This window comes from Janthinobacterium sp. 67 (genome assembly GCF_002797895.1).
Taxonomy (GTDB): domain Bacteria; phylum Pseudomonadota; class Gammaproteobacteria; order Burkholderiales; family Burkholderiaceae_D; genus Janthinobacterium.
Genome location: NZ_PGES01000001.1, coordinates 4,674,022 through 4,693,107, shown reverse-complemented (window position 1 = coordinate 4,693,107; position 19,086 = coordinate 4,674,022). Strand labels below are relative to the sequence as shown.

At 61.6% G+C, this 19,086-nt stretch carries 19 protein-coding genes; 1 reads left to right on the top strand and 18 read right to left on the bottom strand.

Annotation, left to right across the window (positions count from 1 at the left end; translation table 11 throughout):
- The first annotated feature begins 45 nt into the window (after positions 1–45).
- A complete protein-coding gene (locus CLU90_RS21055) occupies positions 46–987 on the top strand; it encodes a LysR family transcriptional regulator (RefSeq protein WP_100428843.1) in 942 nt (313 codons plus the stop codon).
- A 141-nt stretch (positions 988–1,128) separates the two neighbouring features.
- Here CLU90_RS21055 and CLU90_RS21050 read toward each other — a convergent pair whose 3' ends face one another.
- The 18 genes from CLU90_RS21050 to CLU90_RS20965 all read right to left on the bottom strand — a co-directional run bounded on the left by CLU90_RS21050 (position 1,129) and on the right by CLU90_RS20965 (position 19,079).
- A complete protein-coding gene (locus CLU90_RS21050) occupies positions 1,129–1,908 on the bottom strand; it encodes an enoyl-CoA hydratase (protein WP_100428842.1) in 780 nt (259 codons plus the stop codon).
- A 73-nt stretch (positions 1,909–1,981) separates the two neighbouring features.
- Positions 1,982–3,178: an acetyl-CoA C-acyltransferase gene (locus CLU90_RS21045; RefSeq protein WP_034753391.1), complete on the bottom strand. Its 1,197-nt coding sequence runs from the start codon at positions 3,176–3,178 to the stop codon at positions 1,982–1,984.
- Between the two features lie 60 nt (positions 3,179–3,238).
- On the bottom strand, positions 3,239–3,685 hold the full coding sequence (locus CLU90_RS21040; protein ID WP_035828560.1) for a PaaI family thioesterase: 447 nt from the start codon (positions 3,683–3,685) through the stop codon (positions 3,239–3,241).
- Positions 3,686–3,747: 62 nt separating this feature from the next.
- The gene (locus CLU90_RS21035; protein WP_100428841.1) at positions 3,748–6,147 is read right to left on the bottom strand and encodes a 3-hydroxyacyl-CoA dehydrogenase/enoyl-CoA hydratase family protein; all 2,400 of its coding nucleotides are present in this window, start codon (positions 6,145–6,147) and stop codon (positions 3,748–3,750) included.
- 14 nt (positions 6,148–6,161) lie between these two features.
- A complete protein-coding gene (locus CLU90_RS21030) occupies positions 6,162–7,952 on the bottom strand; it encodes an acyl-CoA dehydrogenase C-terminal domain-containing protein (RefSeq protein ID WP_034753387.1) in 1,791 nt (596 codons plus the stop codon).
- A gap of 78 nt (positions 7,953–8,030) precedes the next feature.
- Positions 8,031–8,633, bottom strand: coding sequence for a TetR/AcrR family transcriptional regulator (locus CLU90_RS21025; RefSeq protein ID WP_046682135.1), 603 nt, complete (start codon positions 8,631–8,633; stop codon positions 8,031–8,033).
- A 247-nt stretch (positions 8,634–8,880) separates the two neighbouring features.
- Positions 8,881–9,270 (bottom strand): RNA-binding S4 domain-containing protein, encoded by a 390-nt coding sequence (locus tag CLU90_RS21020; RefSeq protein WP_100428840.1) that lies wholly within the window; start codon positions 9,268–9,270, stop codon positions 8,881–8,883.
- On the bottom strand, positions 9,267–10,430 hold the full coding sequence (gene clsB, locus CLU90_RS21015) for a cardiolipin synthase ClsB (RefSeq protein WP_092718420.1): 1,164 nt from the start codon (positions 10,428–10,430) through the stop codon (positions 9,267–9,269). Before clsB ends, CLU90_RS21020 begins: the two co-directional genes overlap by 4 nt.
- 9 nt (positions 10,431–10,439) lie before the next feature.
- Positions 10,440–11,261 carry an endonuclease/exonuclease/phosphatase family protein gene (locus CLU90_RS21010; protein WP_092718418.1) on the bottom strand — a complete coding sequence of 274 codons (822 nt, stop codon included), beginning with the start codon at positions 11,259–11,261 and terminating at the stop codon, positions 10,440–10,442.
- A 97-nt stretch (positions 11,262–11,358) separates the two neighbouring features.
- Positions 11,359–11,652, bottom strand: a complete 294-nt coding sequence (locus CLU90_RS21005; protein WP_046682130.1) for a hypothetical protein — start codon at positions 11,650–11,652, stop codon at positions 11,359–11,361.
- Between the two features lie 13 nt (positions 11,653–11,665).
- Complete coding sequence (nudB, locus tag CLU90_RS21000) at positions 11,666–12,130, bottom strand: dihydroneopterin triphosphate diphosphatase (protein ID WP_100428839.1); 465 nt, start codon at positions 12,128–12,130, stop codon at positions 11,666–11,668.
- 85 nt (positions 12,131–12,215) lie between these two features.
- The gene (aspS, locus tag CLU90_RS20995) at positions 12,216–14,012 is read right to left on the bottom strand and encodes an aspartate--tRNA ligase (RefSeq protein ID WP_035824170.1); all 1,797 of its coding nucleotides are present in this window, start codon (positions 14,010–14,012) and stop codon (positions 12,216–12,218) included.
- 69 nt (positions 14,013–14,081) lie between these two features.
- A complete protein-coding gene (locus CLU90_RS20990) occupies positions 14,082–14,723 on the bottom strand; it encodes a DUF502 domain-containing protein (protein ID WP_034753372.1) in 642 nt (213 codons plus the stop codon).
- A 39-nt stretch (positions 14,724–14,762) separates the two neighbouring features.
- Positions 14,763–15,071 carry an FmdB family zinc ribbon protein gene (locus CLU90_RS20985; protein WP_092718415.1) on the bottom strand — a complete coding sequence of 103 codons (309 nt, stop codon included), beginning with the start codon at positions 15,069–15,071 and terminating at the stop codon, positions 14,763–14,765.
- A gap of 91 nt (positions 15,072–15,162) precedes the next feature.
- Positions 15,163–15,765, bottom strand: a complete 603-nt coding sequence (locus CLU90_RS20980; protein ID WP_092718413.1) for a methyltransferase — start codon at positions 15,763–15,765, stop codon at positions 15,163–15,165.
- 18 nt (positions 15,766–15,783) lie between these two features.
- Positions 15,784–17,355, bottom strand: coding sequence for a ubiquinone biosynthesis regulatory protein kinase UbiB (gene ubiB / locus CLU90_RS20975; protein ID WP_092718411.1), 1,572 nt, complete (start codon positions 17,353–17,355; stop codon positions 15,784–15,786).
- The gene (locus CLU90_RS20970; protein WP_232731399.1) at positions 17,352–17,990 is read right to left on the bottom strand and encodes a ubiquinone biosynthesis accessory factor UbiJ; all 639 of its coding nucleotides are present in this window, start codon (positions 17,988–17,990) and stop codon (positions 17,352–17,354) included. The genes ubiB and CLU90_RS20970 overlap by 4 nt, the downstream gene beginning before the upstream one ends.
- A gap of 147 nt (positions 17,991–18,137) precedes the next feature.
- Positions 18,138–19,079 (bottom strand): Tim44 domain-containing protein, encoded by a 942-nt coding sequence (locus tag CLU90_RS20965; protein ID WP_100428838.1) that lies wholly within the window; start codon positions 19,077–19,079, stop codon positions 18,138–18,140.
- Positions 19,080–19,086 lie beyond the last annotated feature (7 nt).

The window sequence follows — 19,086 nt, the reverse complement described above, 5'->3', positions numbered from 1 at the left end:
TGCTAGAATGATAATCAACTAAAACTTGCTAATCATCATTGTTCCATGAACGATATCCGCGCCATTACCGTCTTCGTCCGCACGGCAACGCTGGGCAGTTTGCGGCGCGCGGCCATCGACCAGGGCATCTCGCCCCAGGCGGCCAGCCAATCGGTGATCCAGCTGGAAAAATCACTTGGCGTGCGCCTGTTCCACCGGACCACGCGCAAGCTGAGTTTGACGGAAGAAGGCCAGCGCCTGTTCGACAGCGTGAAACCGGCACTGGCCATACTGTCGTCGTCTCTGGACGAAGCGCGCCGGTCCAAGGAAGAAGTAAACGGGATATTGCGCATCAACGCTCCCCAGTCGCTGGGGCTGTCCGTGCTTTGGCAATTTTTCGAATTATTCCACCAGTCCCATCCCAAAGTGCAGCTCGACATCGAGCTCGATGACCAGTTCACCGACCTGGTGAGCGGACGCGCCGATGTCGGTTTCCGGGGTGGGCCGCCGCCCTCGGGAGGGTCGATTGCGCGGCGGCTCGTGCCCATTCAGTTGATCGTTTGTGCTTCGCCGGACTACATCGAACGCCACGGCGCTCCTCAAACGATAGACGAACTGAGCCAGCACAGCTGCACTGGCTATCGGTGGGCAAATACGGGCAAGGTCGCCCAATGGCAGTTCCAGATCGGCGACGAGATTGTGCATCGGGACATACCGGCCGTCATTTGCGTGAATGACACCGCGATGGAGACACGGGCGGTGTTGTCGGGTCTTGGCATCGGACAGCTAGGGAGTTTCGAGGCCATGCCGCATATCCGTAGCGGCCGGCTCGTGCCCTTGCTCATGCAGCATGTCAGCCAGTGCGGCGCCATCTATATCTACTATGGGCACCGGGCGGAACAGTCTCTGCGGGTGAGGACTTTTATTGACTTCATGATCGAGAAACTCGCTGATAACCGCGCATTCTTCCTGGAGAGCTCGGAATTGGCCGCTTCCATCCCTCGCTGAAGGCACATCCTCCTACGCAGGTCGGAGGCTGAGAAAAAATCCATTCAATGCGTTGCGGCGGCACCGGCCACCGCACTCTCATCGCCGATCGTCATGTCCAAATCAGATGGTGCCGGGCCCGACGAGATGTCAGGCCCCGCCTTATGCAAACTGTTTGAAATCCGGCTTCCGCTTTTCAAAGAAGGCCGTAAACGCTTCCTTCGCTTCGGCGCCGCCCAGCATGGCGCTGAACAGTTTGTTTTCCTCGGCGATGGCCGCCTTCATCGGCTCCATGCGGCTGTGCTTCATCAATCGCTTGGTGGCGCGGATCGAGGCGGCCGGCAGGGCCACCAGCTTGGCGGCCTGGCCTTGCGCGTACGTCATCAAGTCGTACAGGGGCACGACTTTCGAGACCAGGCCCATCTCCAAAGCTTCGCTGGCCGGGAACGCTTCGCCCAGCATCAGTTTTTCCGCCGCGCGCGGGTAGCCGGCCAGTTGCGTAAGCAGCAGGCTGGAGCCGAATTCCGGGCACAGACCCAGCTGCGTGAACGGCATCGAGAAGCTGGCGTTGTCTGCCGCATAGACGAGGTCGCAGTGCATCAGCAAGGTCGTGCCGATGCCGATGGCCGGGCCGGAAACGGCCGCCACCACGGGCTTGCTGCTGCCGTACAGGGCGCGCATGAACTGGAACACGGGACGGTCATGGTCGAGCGAGCCGTCCTTCGGGCGCGCCGTCTTCATGAAGTCATCGAGGTCGTTACCGGCCGTGAAAATCTCGCGCTTGCCGCAGATCAGGATGGCGCGCACCGCATCGTCCGTCTCGGCCGCCACCAGCGCATCGGCCAGGGTCTGGTACATGGCGCCCGTGATCGCATTCTTGCGTTCCAGGCGGTTGAATTCCAGGGTCAGAATGCCCTCGCTCTTGCTGCACAAAATATCCATGTCGTCTCCAAAAAGATAAAGGGCGCCGGGGTAATCCCGCAGCGCCCTGTTTTATTACTTTAGTCCCTCGAACTTAAACGCGTTCAAAGATTCCGGCTGCGCCCATGCCTGCGCCCACGCACATCGTGACCATGCCGTACTTCTGCTTGGTGCGCTGCAGTGCGTGGATCACGGTAGCGGCGCGGATGGCGCCGGTCGCGCCCAGCGGGTGGCCCAGGGCGATCGCGCCGCCCATCGGGTTGACCTTCGATGGGTCCAGGCCCAGGTCGCCGATGACGGCCAGGGCTTGCGCGGCAAACGCTTCGTTCAGCTCGATCCAGTCCAGCTGGTCTTGCGTGATGCCGGCGGCGGCGCACGCTGCAGGAATCGCGAATTTAGGGCCGATGCCCATGATTTCCGGCGGCACGCCGCGCACGGCGAACGAGGAGAATTTCGCCAGCGGAGTCAGGTTGTGCTCGCGCAGGATTTTTTCGCTGACGATCAAGAGCGCACCGGCGCCGTCGGACATCTGCGAGCTGTTGGCGGCCGTGACGGAACCCTTGGCGGCGAAGACAGGCTTCAATTTTGCCAGCGACTCCATCGACGAATCGGCGCGCGCGCCTTCGTCCGTGTCGACGGTGCGGCGCGTTACATCGACTTGGCCGGTCGCCAGGTTCGGCGTGCGCGTGATGATTTCCACGGGCGTCGTTTCCGCCTTGAAGAAACCGGCTTGCTGCGCGGCGATGGCGCGGCGGTGCGATTCAACGGAGAACGCGTCCTGCTGTTCGCGCGACACTTTCCATTGCTGCGCCACTTTCTCGGCCGTCAGGCCCATGCCGTAAGCCATGCCGATGTTCTCGTCGCTGAACATGTCCAGGTTCATCGATGGGTGGTGGCCCATCATCGGCACCATCGACATCGATTCGATGCCGCCCGCGATCATAACGTCGGCTTCGCCCACGCGGATGCGGTCGGCGGCCATGGCGATGGCCGTGATGCCCGAAGCGCAGTAACGGTTGACGGTGACGCCGCCCACGGTTTTCGGCAAGCCGGCCAGCAGCACCGAGTTACGCGCGATGTTGAAGCCCTGCTCCGCTTCCGGGAACGAGCAGCCGATGATGGCGTCGGTGATCAGCGCCGGGTCGAGGCCAGGCGCTTGCGCCAGGGCCGATTGCAGCACGCGCACCAGCAGGTCGTCCGGGCGGGTGTTCTTGAACATGCCGCGCGGCGCCTTGCCGATCGGGGTGCGGGTTGCAGAGACGATGTAAGCGTCTTGAAGTTGTTTGCTCATTTTATGCTTTCAAAGATGTTGAACGAGGTTCGTGTTCTGTCGAATGTCCGGGATGCTGGCCTATCGCTTCTGCGACAAATACCAGTCCACCGTCACCTGTGCCGCCAGCGTGCCTTCGGAGTCGAAAATGTCGACTTCCACGGGAAACGCCACTTTGCCGTCCTGCGCCAGCTGCGCCTTCAAGGCAGCCAGGTCGCCCGGTACCCGGCCTTCGGCGCGTGTCGCGCCCCGGGCCACCTTCTGGTACTGGATGCGCGACTCCTTGGCCACCGGGCGCAAGCCCAGTATCAGCTCGGCGAAGCCGCCAGCCATGGCCGCGCCGGAAGCCGTTTCGGCCAGGGTAAACAAGGCGCCCGCATGCTGCGTGCCCAGGTGATTATTCAGTTTGGGATCTTCCGGCATCGACACCTTCGAGGTGCCGGCGCCGATGTCGTCGATGCTGATCCCCAGCAGCCGCACGAAGGGCAAGGTGTCCATCATCTGTTGTTTGATACGGTCATACACCATGCTTGGCCTCACGCGCAGCAATACTTTAAAAATAATGGACAGGATCGTCATCGACGTCAGGCTTAGTTGCGTACCGGCTTACCGGTTTGCATCATGCCCATGATCCGTTCCTGGGTTTTCGGATGGTTCAACAGCTCCAGGAATGCCTTGCGTTCCATATCCAGCAGCCACTGTTCGCTGACGAAGCTACCCTGGTCCACGTCGCCGCCCGATACGATCTCGGCGATCATCTCGCCCAGCTTGAAATCGTGCGCCGAAATGAAGCCGCCGTCGCGCATGTTGACCAGCTGCGCCTTGATGGTGCCCCAGCCGTAACGGCCCGTCACCTGGATCAGCGACGGCAGTTGCGGACGGAAGCCGGCATCGAACATGGCGCGCGCTTCGACCTTGGCCACATGCAGCAGCTCGTAGGCGTTGAACACGATGACGTCGTCTTCCTTCAGGTAGCCCATTTTTTTGGCTTCCAGCGCCGACTTCGACACGTTGGCGGTGGCTGCGTTGGTGAAGCCCGTTTTCAGGAATTGCAGGATGTCGTTACCCTTGGCTTCCTTGTAGGCGCGCTGCGCCGCTTCCTTCAAGCCGCCGCCAGCTGGAATCAGGCCCACGCCCACTTCCACCAGGCCGATATACGACTCGATCGAGGCCACGCGTTTGGATGCGTGCAGGGCCAGTTCGCAACCGCCGCCCAGCGCCAGGCCAGCGACCGCGGCGATCACCGGCACGTTCGCGTATTTCAGCGACATGAAGGTGTTCTGCAGTTCGGCGATGATCGGATCGACGGCTTTCACGCCGCCCTGCATGAACGCCGGCAGTGCCGATTGCAGGTCGGCGCCGGCCGAGAACGCGCCGCCTTCGGCTGCGTCCGCGTGCCAGATCACCAGGCCCTTGAAGTTCTTCTCGGCTTCTGCCAAGGCCAGTTTCAGGCCGTTGATCACGCCTTCGCCGATCACGTGCATCTTGGTCTTGAACGAGATGATCAGGACGTCGTCGCCCGTATGCCAGACGCGCACGGATTCGTCTTCGAAGACGGTGGTGCCGGCGGTCTTGCCGTCGATGGCGCCGCTGCCCAGGACTGGCGCGCGGAATGGCTGGCGGTCATACACGGACAGGGTCGAGCGTGGCACGAAGCTGTTCGACACGGCGGAGTAGGAACCTTCCGGCGTGTGCACGCCGCCTTTTTCAGCGACCGGGCCTTCGAAGACCCAGGCTGGCAGCGGCGCGTTGCACAGCGCGTGGCCGGCGTCGATGTCTTCCTTGACCCAGTTGGCCACTTGCAGCCAGTTCGATGCCTGCCACGTTTCAAACGGACCGACGTTCCAGCCGAAGCCCCAGCGCATGGCGAAGTCGATGTCGCGCGCATTGTCGGCCACGGTGTCGAGGTGAATGGCGATGTAGTGGAAAGCGTCGCGGAAGATCGCCCACAGGAACTGGCCTTGCGGGTTCGTCGATTCGCGCAGCGCCTTCATCTTCTTGACCGGATCCTTTTCCTTCAGGATGCGGGCGATGATGTCGGCAGCCTTGGCGCCGCCGGCCACGTATTCACCGGTGGCGAAGTCCAGGCGTTGAATTTCCTTGCCGACCTTCTTGTAGAAGCCTGCGCCGCTCTTCTGGCCCAGCGCGCCTTTTTCCACCAGCTTGGCCAGCACTTCCGGCGTCTTGTAGACGGCGGCGAACGGATCGTTCGGCAGGTAGTCCTGCATGGTCTTGATCACATGGCCCATGGTGTCCAGGCCGACCACGTCCGCCGTGCGGAAGGTGCCCGACTTGGCGCGGCCCAGCTTGGCGCCCGTCAAATCATCGACGACGTCCACGGACAGGCCGAATTTTTCAGCTTCGTGCACGATGGCCAGGATGCCGAACACGCCCACGCGGTTGGCGATGAAGTTCGGCGTATCCTTGGCGCGGACCACGCCCTTGCCCAGGGTGGTGGTCAAAAAACCTTCCAGCTGGTCGCTGATTTCAGGCTTGGTGAACTCGGTCGGGATGATCTCGACCAGGTGCATATAGCGCGGCGGGTTGAAGAAGTGCACGCCGCAGTAGCGCGATTTCAGGTCGGCATCGAAGCCTTCGGCCAGCTTGGTGATCGACAGGCCCGAGGTGTTCGAGGCGAAGATCGCGTTCGGGCCGATGTGCGGGGCCACCTTCTGGTACAGGTCGTGTTTCCAGTCCATGCGCTCGGCGATGGCTTCGATGATCAGGTCGCAACCGGCCAGCAGGTCCAGGTTGTCTTCGTAGTTGGCTACCTGGATCAGCGACGCGTCATCCTTGTTGCCCAGCGGGGCAGGCGACAGCTTTTTCAGGTTCTCGATGGCGCGCAGCACGATGCCATTCTTTGGACCTTCCTTTGCCGGCAGGTCGAACAGCACGACCGGCACTTTCGCGTTGATGCAATGGGCGGCGATCTGCGCGCCCATCACGCCGGCGCCGAGGACGGCTACTTTTTTAACGATGAAATTGGTCATATTTTCCTCAAGTCTTAGAACAGGTCTGCGTCGAGTGCCATCAGGTTGGCCGAACCGGAACGCGCCTGACGGATCAGGGTTGCCGTTTCAGGCTGCAAGCGGGCGAAGTAGAAACGTGCGGTAGCCAGTTTGGCGGTGTAGAACTTGTCGCCGCTGGATTCTTTTTCGAGGGCGATCTTGGCCATCTGCGCGAACAGGTAGCTGTAGATCATGTGGCCGACGACGCGCAGGTAAGGCACGCATGCCGCGCCCACTTCGTCAGGATTCTGGAAGGCCTTCATGCCGATTTCCATGGTCAGCTTGGTGACTTTGTCGCCCAGGTCGCCCAGTGGGGTGACGAATTCGCTCATCGCTTCATCGGTGCCGTTGTCTTCAACGAAAGCCTTGATCTTTTCGCCGAACTTGCGCAGCTTGGCGCCGTTATCGCCGAGGATCTTGCGGCCCAGCAGGTCCAGCGACTGGATCGTGTTCGTGCCTTCGTAGATCATGTTGATGCGCGCGTCGCGCACATACTGTTCCATGCCCCATTCCGAGATGTAGCCATGACCGCCGAACACTTGCATCGCGTCCGAGGTGGCGATCCAGGCGTTATCGGTGATGAAGGCCTTGATGACGGGCGTCAGCAGCGCCACTTCGTCGGCCGCTTCCTTGCGCACGTCGGCGTCGGGGTGGTGCAGTTCGCGGTCGATCTGCAGCGCCACGTACGAGGTGAAAGCGCGCGCGCCTTCGGCGTAGGCTTTGCCCGTCAACAGCATGCGGCGCACGTCAGGGTGCACGATGATGCGGTCGGCCGGCAGTTCCGGGTTCTTGATGCCGGACAGCGAACGCATTTGCGTGCGGTCCTTGGCGTAGATCAGCGCGTTCTGGTAGGCGATTTCCGTCAGGCCCAGCGACTGCATGCCCACGCCCAGACGGGCCGCGTTCATGAAGACGAACATGGCGTTCAAGCCCTTGTTCGGCTGGCCGATGATCCAGCCTTTCGCGCCGTCCAGGTTCATCTGGCAGGTCGAATTGCCGTGGATGCCCATTTTTTCTTCGATGGCGCCGCAGGTGATCGGGTTGCGTTCGCCGACCGTGCCGTCCGCGTTCGGCAGGAATTTCGGCACCAGGAACAGCGAGATGCCTTTCGAGCCTTCCGGTGCGTCCGGGACGCGGGCCAGCACCAGGTGCAGGATGTTTTCCGCCATGTCGTGCTCGCCGGCCGAGATGAAGATCTTGTTGCCGGTGATGGTCCAGGAACCGTCCGCCTCAGGCAGCGCTTTCGAGCGCAGCAGGCCCAGGTCGGTGCCGCAGTGCGGTTCGGTCAGGCACATGGTGCCCGTCCATTCGCCCGACACCAGCTTCGGCAGATACACTTCCTTCTGGTGGTCGGTGCCGTGTTCCTTCAGGCACTCGTAGGCGCCGTGCGACAGGCCAGGGTACATGGACCAGGCCTGGTTCGACGAGTTCAGCATTTCATAGAACGAATTGTTCAGCACGACCGGCAAGCCCTGGCCGCCGTATTCCGGATCGCAGGCCAAAGCCGCCCAGCCGCCTTCGACGTACTGCTTGTAGGCTTCCTTGAAGCCTTTCGGCGTGGTCACGCTTTTCGTGACCGGGTCGTGGTGGCAGCCTTCGCGGTCGCCGGAGTGGTTCAGCGGGAACAGTACTTCGGAGGTGAATTTGCCGCCCTCTTCCAGCACCTGGTTGATGATGTCGGCGTCGACGTCGGCGTACGACGGCATTTGCTTCAGTTCTTCTTCCACTTGCAGGAACTCATGCAGGACGAATTGCATATCCCGGATTGGCGCGACGTATTGACCCATAATTTTCTCCTGAAGGCGATTAGCTAAAGTGTTGTACTTGTAAGTGCGTGTGCGTTGTTGCGGATACTGCCTGACGGCTTATTTGCTTGTGACGCAATTCTGGTACGACGCCAGCAGGCGGATAAAGCCCGCTTGCGCCCGTTCGATGCTGCCCGGCACGCGCAGGAAGCGCGCATCGTGATGCAGGGCCAGGATCAGGCCATACATCTCGTACACCAGCTGCTGGGCGTCCGTGTCCGCTTTCAGGTCGCCCGTGGCGATCGATTGCTCGACACTGCGCAGCAGCGCGCCCTGCCAGGCCCGCACCATGGCCACCAGGGCCTCGCGGATGGGACCGGGACGGTCGTCATACTCGACGGCGCCGCTGATATAGATGCAGCCGGACGCGATTTCCACGCTGACCCGCTTGACCCAGCGCGCAAACATCGATTGCAGGCGCTGGATACCGCGCGGTTCTTTCATGCTGGGGAAAAAGACTTCTTGCTCGAAACGATAGTGGTAGAGCTTCAGCACTTCCATCTGCAAGTCTTCGCGCGAGCCAAAGTGGGCAAACACGCCCGACTTGCTCATGTTCATTTTGTCCGCAAGCAGCCCTATGGTCAGGCCTTCCAGGCCGTCGCGGCTGGACAGGTCCAGCGCCACGTCGAGGATGGCTGCACGGGTCAGTTCGCCCTTGCGCATGAATTTGACTGAAGTATTCAAAATGTCCGTTCTCAAAGTGATGTTGCCGATTTGGCGGACTGAAGCGAGGGTAAAAAAAAGCACGCTTCGAAAAAATCCGAACGCTCGTACTATTATCCACTACCACGTAAAAGTCAAACGGGAACTTTAGAGCCGGTGTTCTATTGGTGCAGCGCAGCATTTCTTGGCCGCGTGTTTGTAGCGATTTCAGGCGGGCAAAAGCGGCGCGCGCCCCTGCCGCATGGCCTCAGTCGAGGCCGCCTGCCTTGTTCAGTTGACGGCGGTCGCGCTTGGTCGGTCGCCCCTTGATGGTGGTGCCCGGCTCGCGGAACAGCTTGCGTTCCTCGGCCAGCTGCTCGCGGCGGGCGATGCTGGCCGGCGTTTCCGCATACAGCAAGCGCGCCACGGGCGCGGCGCCGCGCTTGTCGGACAGGCCCAGCACGGCCACTTCCCACGTCTCCGCGCCATTGTCGATGGCCAGCTCGTCGCCCACGCGCACGCTGCGCGCCGGTTTCACGCGCTCGCCGCCCACCTTGACCTTACCCGTGTCGACGGCTTCGCTGGCCAGCGAGCGCGTCTTGAAGAAACGCGCCGCCCACAGCCATTTGTCCAGCCTTACCGTGGTCATCTCGTTCATGCGTATTTGCCTACTGAAAAAATGCGCATCACCAGCCGGTACGCGAGGAAGGCGGCTTCGTAGCCGAGGCGGCGGAAACGGCCGATGTGCTTGAAATCGTCCTGGTGGATGACGATGCCGTCGGCCACGCCCTGCTCGATATGCTGGCGCAGGCTTTGCGCGAAGGCCACATCCTTGATCACGACGTTCGCTTCCTGATTCAGGAACAGGCTCAGCGCGTCAATATTGCTGGAACCGACCGTCGCCCAGTCGTCGTCGACGACGGCCACCTTGGCGTGCAGCTGCGTCTTGCGGTATTCGACGATTTTCACGCCGGCGGCCAGCAGTTTCGGATAAAACGAGTGCGCCACGGCGTCTTGCATGCGGAACTCGCCCACGCCGATCAGCAGCACCACGTCGACGCCCCGCTGGGCCGCCTGCGCCAGCGCGCGGCGCAGCTTGTGCCCGGGCGCGAAATACGGGTTGGCCAGCATCACGCTTTTGCGCGCCTGGCCCAGCGCCTGCAGGTAGGCGCGCTGAATGGTGCGGCGGTTGCGCAGATTGTCGCGCACGACAAAGCCGGCCACGACGGGGTTCTTCGCCAGCTCCTTGCTGACGACGCGCATCTTGCGGTACAGCTTGATACGCCGCACCAGATTCATCTTGCCCAAACGCGCCCACTGCGCCTGCACTTCTTCATGGATGGCGTCGACCAGCGGCCCCTTCACCTGCACGGCAAAATCCCAGCGCGGCGCTTCCAGGCTGATGTTGTGGTCGTAATCGCAAAACATGTCGTCGTTGATATTGATGCCGCCCACCAGGGCGATCTCGCCATCGGCCACGCAAATCTTGCGGTGCGTGCGCGTGATGCCGCGCCGGAACCACGGATTGAAGATGCGGTGGTGCACGCCGGCCGCTTCCAGCTCCGCATGCATGGCGTTAACCCGGCGGTTGCCCGTGCCGAACCAGTCCGTGATCATGCACACGAGCACGCCGCGCGCGGCGGCACGCTTCAGGGCGTCGAGCACCAGGGTGCCCGTGGCGTCGTCGGCAAAGATATACGTTTCGAAATAGACTTCCGAGCGCGCGCCGTCGATGGCGGCTATCAGCGCGGGAAAGTAATCGGTGCCGCAATACAGCAGCTGGATGTCGTTGTGGGCGATGAAATTGACTGTGCGCATGCCGGCAGTCTACGCGAGTTTCAAAGCAGCAACTATCGGCGCATGGTCCGACAATTTTGCCCACAGGGTGCCATGCATCACTTGCGCGCCTTCCACGTGGAAACCGCGCACATAGATGCGGTCCAGGCGGAACCATGGCAAGGCGGCGGGAAAGGTGCGCGCCGGCACGGGCGTGGGGGTCTTGCTCTGGCGCCGCGCCAGGGTACGCACCAGGTCGCCCAAGGCCGAGTTCGACGCGCGCTGGTCGAATACTTCCACCACGCCCAGCGCATTGCGCAGCTTGTCGCTGAGCGTGTTGCGCCAGTCGTTGAAGTCGCCCGCGATGATGACCGGTTCGCCATTCGGCGCCGATTCCATGACGGCATCGATCAGCGCCTGCGTCTGCCGCCCCCGCCCCGATTCGAACAGACCCAGGTGGACGACATAACAGTGCACGTCGGTCTGCGGCGTCTTGAGCACGCAATGCAGGATGCCGCGCTGTTCATAAGCGTGGTCGGACACGTCGTGGTTGGTTTGCGAGGCGATGGGGAATTTGCTGAGCAAGGCATTGCCATGGTGGCCATGGTCGTACACGGCATTCATGCCATACGCGGAATGGTGCTCGGCGCCGGCAAAGAACTCGTGCTGCGACGCTTCCGGCCAATGCTTGTGGCCGTTGTTCTCGGCGCCATAGCGGGCCGCATTGCGGTCGTGCTTGCCTTGCACTTCCTGCAAAAAGACGACATCGGCATGAAACAGGGCAATCGCCTGTTTTAAAGCATGCACGCGGGGCAAGCCTCGCACGGAGGAGACACCCTTGTGAATATTATAAGTTGCTACGCGGATTTTCATGCATTGATTCTACTCCCAGACGGGCCCCGCGCGGCGCCAGCGTAGGTGCGCGAGCGCACCTAAACGGACACAATCACGAATGCAATCAAGAACGCAATCAGGCCAGCATGCGTCCCACGCCCGCCGTCACGCTGACGATCAGCGCCGTGATGCCGGCCGCCCAGACGATCTTGACCAGCAACGGTGCGCCGCGCCAGGCCACGGTGCGCTTGCCCTTGGCAAAGGCGCCCGGGTGCAGCAGCCAGCCGATCGCCATCAGCGGCATGCCGATCGGCGGTGTGCGGCCGGGCACGGTGGAGCTGAACAGCAGGAAGATAAAGCACAGGCAAAAAACGATGCCCAGGGTGCCCAGCAGTTTTTGCTGCGCAGTCAAATGTAACCAGTTCAACATGGAATGCTTTCTATCAGGTGGGACGCGCCAGGCCCGTCATGGCCGGCAATTGCAGAATCGCTTCCGCGTTGGACGACGAGAAACAGCGGTCAGCCGCCTCCAAGTAAGGCAGCCACGCGTATTGCAGATGTTCGCGCGGGCTCAGGGTGATGGCGATGTCGCGCGGCACTTGCACGCTGAACACGTGTTCCGTGTTGCGCGTCACCCCGGGCGCATAGCGGTGGCGCCAGATCGGGTAGATCTCGTACACGTTCGACAAGTTCCAGTCGCGCAGCACGATGTCGCGTCCATCGGCAACGATGCCGGTTTCCTCGCACAGTTCGCGCGCGGCCGTCTGCAGCAGCGGTTCTTCGACGGCATCGACGGAACCCGTCACCGATTGCCAGAAACCGGGCTGGCCCGCGCGTTCGATCAGCAAGACGTCAAGGTCAGCCGTATGAATGACGACCAGCACGGAAACAGGGATTTTATGAGTCATATCAACAATGAAAAAGGCGCCACGACAGCGCCTTTTTTTTGCATAGTGGATCAAACAGCGGCCGCCGGGGCAGCCGCATGCTTCATTACACTACTTTTGGCTCGGCGCTGCGCAAACGGATGTGCAGTTCACGCAATTGCTTCTCGTCCACTTCCGACGGCGCATGGGTCAGCAAGTCTTGCGCACGCTGGGTTTTCGGGAAGGCGATCACGTCGCGGATCGATTCGGAACCCGTCATCATGGTCACGATACGGTCCAGGCCGAATGCCAGGCCGCCATGCGGTGGCGCGCCGTATTGCAGGGCGTCGAGCAGGAAGCCGAACTTCAGCTGCGCTTCTTCGGCGTCGATCTTCAGCGCGCGGAACACTTTCGACTGCACTTCTTCGCGGTGGATACGGATCGAACCGCCACCCAGTTCCCAGCCGTTCAAGACCATGTCGTAGGCCTTGGCGATGCAGGCGCCCGGATCGCTTTCCAGCATGTCTTCATGGCCGTCTTTCGGCGCCGTGAATGGATGGTGGGTTGCCGTCCAGCGGTCCGCTTCTTCGTCGTGCTCGAACATCGGGAAGTCGACCACCCACAATGGCTTCCACACGTCTTCGAACAGGCCGGCTTTCTTGCCGAATTCGCTGTGACCGATTTTCACGCGCAGCGCGCCGATGGCGTCGTTGACGACCTTGGCCTTGTCCGCGCCGAAGAAGATCAGGTCGCCGTCTTGCGCGCCCGTCTGCTCGAGGATCGTGGCCAGCACGTCGGCAGGCAGGAACTTGACGATCGGCGACTGCAAGCCTTCAGGACCCTTGGCTTTCTCGTTGACCTTGATGTAAGCGAGGCCCTTGGCGCCGTAGATGGCGACGAACTGGGTGTAGGCGTCGATTTCCGAACGGGGCATGCTGCCGCCTTGCGGTACGCGCAGGGCAACCACGCGGCCGCCTTTCATGTTGGCGGCGCCGTTGAAGACCTTGAATTCGACCGACTTCATGACTTCGGTCAAATCCGTGAAGGCCAGCTTGACGCGCATGTCCGGCTTGTCGGAACCGTACAAGCCCATCGCTTCGGCGAAATCCATCACCGGGAACGGGTTCGGCAGGTCGATGTCCAGGGTGTTCTTGAAGACGACGCGTATCATGTCTTCGAACAGGTCGCGGATTTCCTGTTCCGTCAGGAACGAGGTTTCGCAGTCGATCTGCGTGAATTCAGGCTGGCGGTCGGCGCGCAAGTCTTCGTCGCGGAAGCACTTGGTGATCTGGTAGTAACGGTCGAAGTTGGCGACCATCAACAGTTGCTTGAACAACTGTGGCGATTGCGGCAAGGCGAAGAAGCTGCCCGCGTTGACACGCGACGGCACCAGGTAATCGCGCGCGCCTTCTGGCGTGGACTTGGTCAGCATCGGCGTTTCGATGTCGATGAAGCCCAGCGCGTCGAGGTACTTGCGCACTTCCATCGTCACCTTGTAGCGCAGGCGCAGGTTGTTCTGCATTTGCGGGCGGCGCAGGTCCAGCACGCGGTGCGTCAGACGCGTCGTTTCCGACAGGTTGTCGTCGTCCAGCTGGAACGGCACGGGCACGGAAGGGTTCAGCACTTCCAGCTCCGAGCAGACCACTTCGATCTTGCCCGATTTCAGATTGTTGTTGATCGTGCCTTCGATACGGTTGGTCACGACACCCGTCACGCGCAGGCAGAATTCATTGCGCACGGCTTCGGCGACCTTGAACATTTCCGCTTGTTCCGGGTTGCAGACGATTTGCACCAGGCCTTCACGGTCGCGCAAGTCAATGAAAATCAGGCTGCCGTGGTCGCGGCGGCGATGTACCCAGCCGCACAGGCTGACGGTTTGTCCCAGCATGGCTTCGGTAACGAGGCCGCAGTATTCAGTACGCATAGACATAAAATTCTCAGTTCAGGTTAGTGAGTGTTCAATCCGGCCACGTCCCACGTGGGACGCCTGCCTTTATTCTTTGGCTGCCGGGGCCGGTACAGCAACAACTTCCGCAGGCGCCACCACGCCCATCGAGACGATATATTTGAGCGCCGCATCGACGCTCATGTCGAGTTCGACAACGTCGCTGCGCTTCATCATCAGGAAAAAGCCCGATGTCGGGTTCGGCGTCGTCGGCACGTACACGCTGACAAAGTCGCCCACCAGGTGGTTCGCCGCATCGCCGCCCGGCACGCCCGTCAGGAAAGCGATGGTCCAGGAGTTCTGGTGCGGATACGGCACCAGCACGGCCTTGCGGAAGGCATTGCCCGACGGGGAAAACAGGGTATCGGACACTTGCTTGACGCTCGAATACAGGGAATTGACGATGGGTATGCGTTGCAGCAATTTTTCCCACAGTTTCACCACGTAATTGCCGACCAGGTTATTCGTCAGCAAGCCCGTGAAGAACACGATCAGCACCGTCAATACCGTGCCCAGGCCGGGAATGGTGCTCAGCGCGGGAACCTTGTGGCCGAACCAGACGCTGGGCTGCGTACTGCCGGGCACCAGCAGCAGCGACTGGTCCATCGTGCTGATGACCAAATTCAGGACCCAGGCCGTAATGGCCAGAGGCACCAAAATCAGTAATCCGGTAATAAAATATTTACGCATCAGTTTCTCGGTAAGGGATCGTATCGGCGCGGCGTGCGCTCAGTCCGCTTTTGGCGCAGCGGCAGCCGGGGCGGGTGCCGGGGCGGCGGCAGGCGCGCTGTCGGCGGCCGGGGCGGGTTTGGCATTATCGGCCGGGCCCGTCGGAATGGCCGTGGTGGGCGCCGTGCCGCCGCGGAAATCGGTCGCGTACCAGCCGGTGCCTTTCAATTGGAAACCGGCGGCCGTCAATTGTTTCTTGAAACTGGGCTTGCCGCACGACAGGCACACCGTCAGTACTGGATCGGAGATCTTTTGCAAGACATCCTTGGCAAAACCACACTCGTCACAACGGTAAGCGTAAATCGGCATCTCTACTCCGAGAAAATCATCAAAAACCCTGAATTATAAAGCTTTTCCGCCATTCCCAGCGGAAAATGCCCCGCCGCTTTCCTTGCCAGCCTCAGTCCGCCCGGCGGCGCCAGCTCATCCAGCGCTCCTTGCCCGCGAAGACGGCGATGGAATCGTCGACGGCTTCATCGGCCAGGCAGTCGAAATGCGGCGCCAGCAATTCCTGCAGTTTCTCACGTGAAATGCCAAACGGCGGTCCCTTGGCATTGTCATCAAAGAAAAAGTAGCCTGCCAGCATGGCGCCCGGCGCCAGCAACTGCGCCCAGCGGGCCGCCACCTGCGGCCACATGGCGCGCGGCATGGCGCACAGGAAAGCACGCTCATAGATCAGGTCCAGCGGCGCGACAGGTTCCCAGGCAAAGAAATCCGCTTCCACCACCTGCCCTGCCCGTTCGCCGACCACGGCGCGCGCGGCGGCCACGGCAGCCGGCGAAAAGTCGATGGCCGTCGCATCCCAGCCGTGATCGAGCATGAAGACCAGCTCATAGGCCGAGCCGCAGCCGGGAATCAGGCAGCGCAGCGGCGCCGGACTGCTGGCAACGAAGCTGCGCAGGCGCGACGGCACGCCGCCGTGGTCCCAGGGCGTGAATTGCTTTTCGAAACGCTCGTCCCAGAAGGCGGGCGAGAGGGGGTCGCGGGTGTGAAAGTCAGCCATCACTTACGTCCTCAGCCTTTAAAACGGCAGTTGATGCCAGCGCATGAACACTTGCAAGCCCAGCGCGCCGAGGGCGAAGGCGCCCACGAAGTACACGATAAAGCTCAGCAGGCGGTTCGTCTGGCGTTGTTCCGCCAGCAAGGTTTTCATCAGTTCCACATCGTTTTCACGCGGCTCGCCATGCACGGTCAAGGCCTGGTGCAGCAAGCGCGGCAGTTGCGGGAAGATGTGCGCATAGCGGGGCGCCTCGGCGCGCAAACGCTCCATGAAACCTTGCGGGCCCACCTGGTTGCTCATCCATTTTTCCAGATAGGGCTTGGCCGTTTGCCACAGGTCCAGTTCCGGATCCAGCTGGCGGCCCAGGCCTTCGATATTGAGCAGGGTCTTTTGCAGCAGCACCAGTTGCGGCTGCACTTCCACGTTGAAGCGGCGCGAGGTCTGGAACAGGCGCAGCAAGACTTGCCCAAAAGAAATATCTTTCAGCGGACGGTCGAAGATCGGCTCGCAGCAGGCGCGCACGGCCGCTTCCAGCTCATCGACGCGCGTGTCCTTCGGCGCCCAGCCCGATTCGATATGCGCCTCGGCCACGCGTTTGTAGTCGCGGCGGAAGAAGGCGAGGAAGTTTTGCGACAAATAATCCTTGTCATAGTCGTTCAACGTGCCGACGATGCCGAAGTCGAGCGCGATGTAGCGGCCGAACGACTCGGGGGCGATGGACACGAGAATATTGCCCGGGTGCATGTCCGCATGGAAAAAGCCATCGCGGAACACTTGCGTGAAGAAAATTTCCACGCCATCGCTGGACAGTTTGCGCAAATCCACGCCGGCCGCCACCAGGCGCTCGGTCTGCGACACGGGAATCCCATACATGCGTTCCATCACGATGACGCTGCTGGAACAGTAATCCCAGTGCATTTCCGGCACCAGCAGCAAGTTCGAGTTGGCGAAGTTGCGGCGCAGCTGGCTGGCATTGGCCGCCTCGCGCATCAGGTCCAGCTCGTCGTGCAGGTATTTGTCGAACTCGCCCACCACTTCCTTGGGTTTCAAGCGCTTGCTGTCGGCCCACAGGCGGCTGATCCAGCCGGCGGCGATGTGCATCAGGGCCACGTCTTCGTCGATCAGCTTTTTCATGCCGGGGCGCAAGACCTTCACGGCCACCTCCTTGCCATCCTTCAAGGTGGCAAAGTGCACCTGGGCAATTGAAGCGGACGCCACCGGTTCGCGCTCGAAGCGGGCAAACAACTGGTCCGGGTGGGCGCCGAGCGACCGGGTGATTTGCGCGATGGCCAGGTCGGAATCGAAAGGCGGCACCCGGTCTTGCAGGCGCGCCAGTTCTTCGGCGATGTCGGGCGGCATCAGGTCGCGCCGGGTCGACAGCACCTGGCCGAACTTGACGAAGATCGGGCCCAGCTCTTCCAGCGCCAGGCGCAGGCGCAAGCCCCGTGGCGACGACAGGTCGCGCCAGAAAATCAGGGTGTCGATCAATTTGGCGGTGCGGGGAACTTGCAGACCAGAAATCGCTATCTCATCCAAACCGTACTTGATGGAAACACGGATGATTTTAAACAGGCGCAGGAATTTCAATATCATGTAGACAAATCCGGTGAGGAGGACTGCGGCTGGACGGCGGCGGCCGCCTTTTCCAGCCGGGCAAGGCGCTTGGCCAGGCGTTCGACGTCATCGCGCACGCGCGTCACGCCAGCGGAATACTCTTGCAGGGTAGAAGGACGGATCAGCATGGGCTGTTCGTCGAGAAAATATTCGGCCACGTTTTCCGCCAGCTTTTGCTGGCCCGTGCGCACAAAGGCGGCCGCATCCTTCGCACCGGCAACGAGGCGCGTGGCCAGCATGGGGCCGACGACCTTTTCCAGGTCGTGCTCCGCTTCCCAGCGCAAGCCCTTGCTCAATTGCGAAATCGCATTGGCAAACTCGGCATCGCCTTCAATCTTGACGTAGGAAAACGCCCGCTCGCGGTTTTGCAGGATCAGCGGCACGTCGGACAATTTCACGCGGATGGTGACGCTGGCCGGCATGTCGGCCGGCGCCGTTTCCAGCATGCCGGCGCTGTCGACGCGCAGGCGCAAGGCCACGGCACCCGTGTCGATGCAGGCCAGCTTGCCCGCATGCACGGCCAGCTGCTGGCGCGCCCACGGCTCCTGCGCCAGCAGGTGGTTGAGTGTCGCGATGACGGGCGTCATCATAGAAAGATCGGAAAGTGGTGCCATCATGTTGCGCGCTTCGCGCCCCCAAAAAGAAAAAACCGCCCGTATGACAACGCGGGCGGTTTCGATCTTACCAGTTCAGCAGGAAATATCTGTCAAGCATCATGCATTCCGCATGGACTTAAGCCAATATTCAGCAAGTTTTTGCAATTAATTCAATTGCTGGATGCCCGCCAATACCCAGCCGCTATTGCCGCTGACGGGTTTCGACATATTCCACACTTCCGCGAACGGTTCCGCCGCAGCGCCCGGCGCCGAACGGATCAGGCCAGTAAACTTCACGCTGGCCAGGTAATCGTTGACGCTCGTCTCGATGCCCAGCAGTTCTGCATCGATGGTGACGACATCGGTAAAGTCCGGCTGCGCGCCCCGCTCCTGGATTTGCATGCGCAGTTCCGCATACACTTCCGGCGACGTGAATTCGCGGATGTCGTTGACGTCGGCCTTGTCCCAGGCCGCTTGCAGGCGGATAAAATTGCTTTTCGCGTGGCGCAGGAAGGCATCCTTGTCGAAGTCGCTTGGCACGCCCCATGGCGCGGCAGCCGGGGCCGGCTTGTCCAGGCCTACGCCGGACGAGACGGGCTGCAGCGGCGGCAGTGGCGGGATGGCCGAACCGATGTCAGGCACGTTGCCCGCCGGCGCAGGCTGGTTGCCGAAACCGGCGAACGGCGCATTGCCGCCGGTATTGTTGTCGCGCTTGCCACGTACCATGCGGTAGATAAAGAAGGCCACGCCGGCCAGCAAGGCCACCATCAGCAGGGTGCTGATCATGCTGGCCAGGGCGCCGCCCAGGCCGAAATGCGACAGCAAGGCGCCCAGGCCCAGGCCCAGCAGTGCTCCGCCCAATAAACCCTTCCAGCGGCTAGGTGCCTTGGCGGCAGGGGCTGGCGCGGGAGCCGGCGCAGGTTGCGCCTGGCGTGGCGCGGCGGCCGGTGCCGGCGCTGGGGCCGGTGCGGGAGCCTGGCGACCCACGTTTTGCGACTGGCGGCCAAACGAACGGCCACCGCCCATGGGACGGGCCAGCGCCTCGCCCAGCATGGATACCGTGGTCGCGGCCAGCATCATGCCGACCATAAATTTCTTCAATTTCATTCCATCT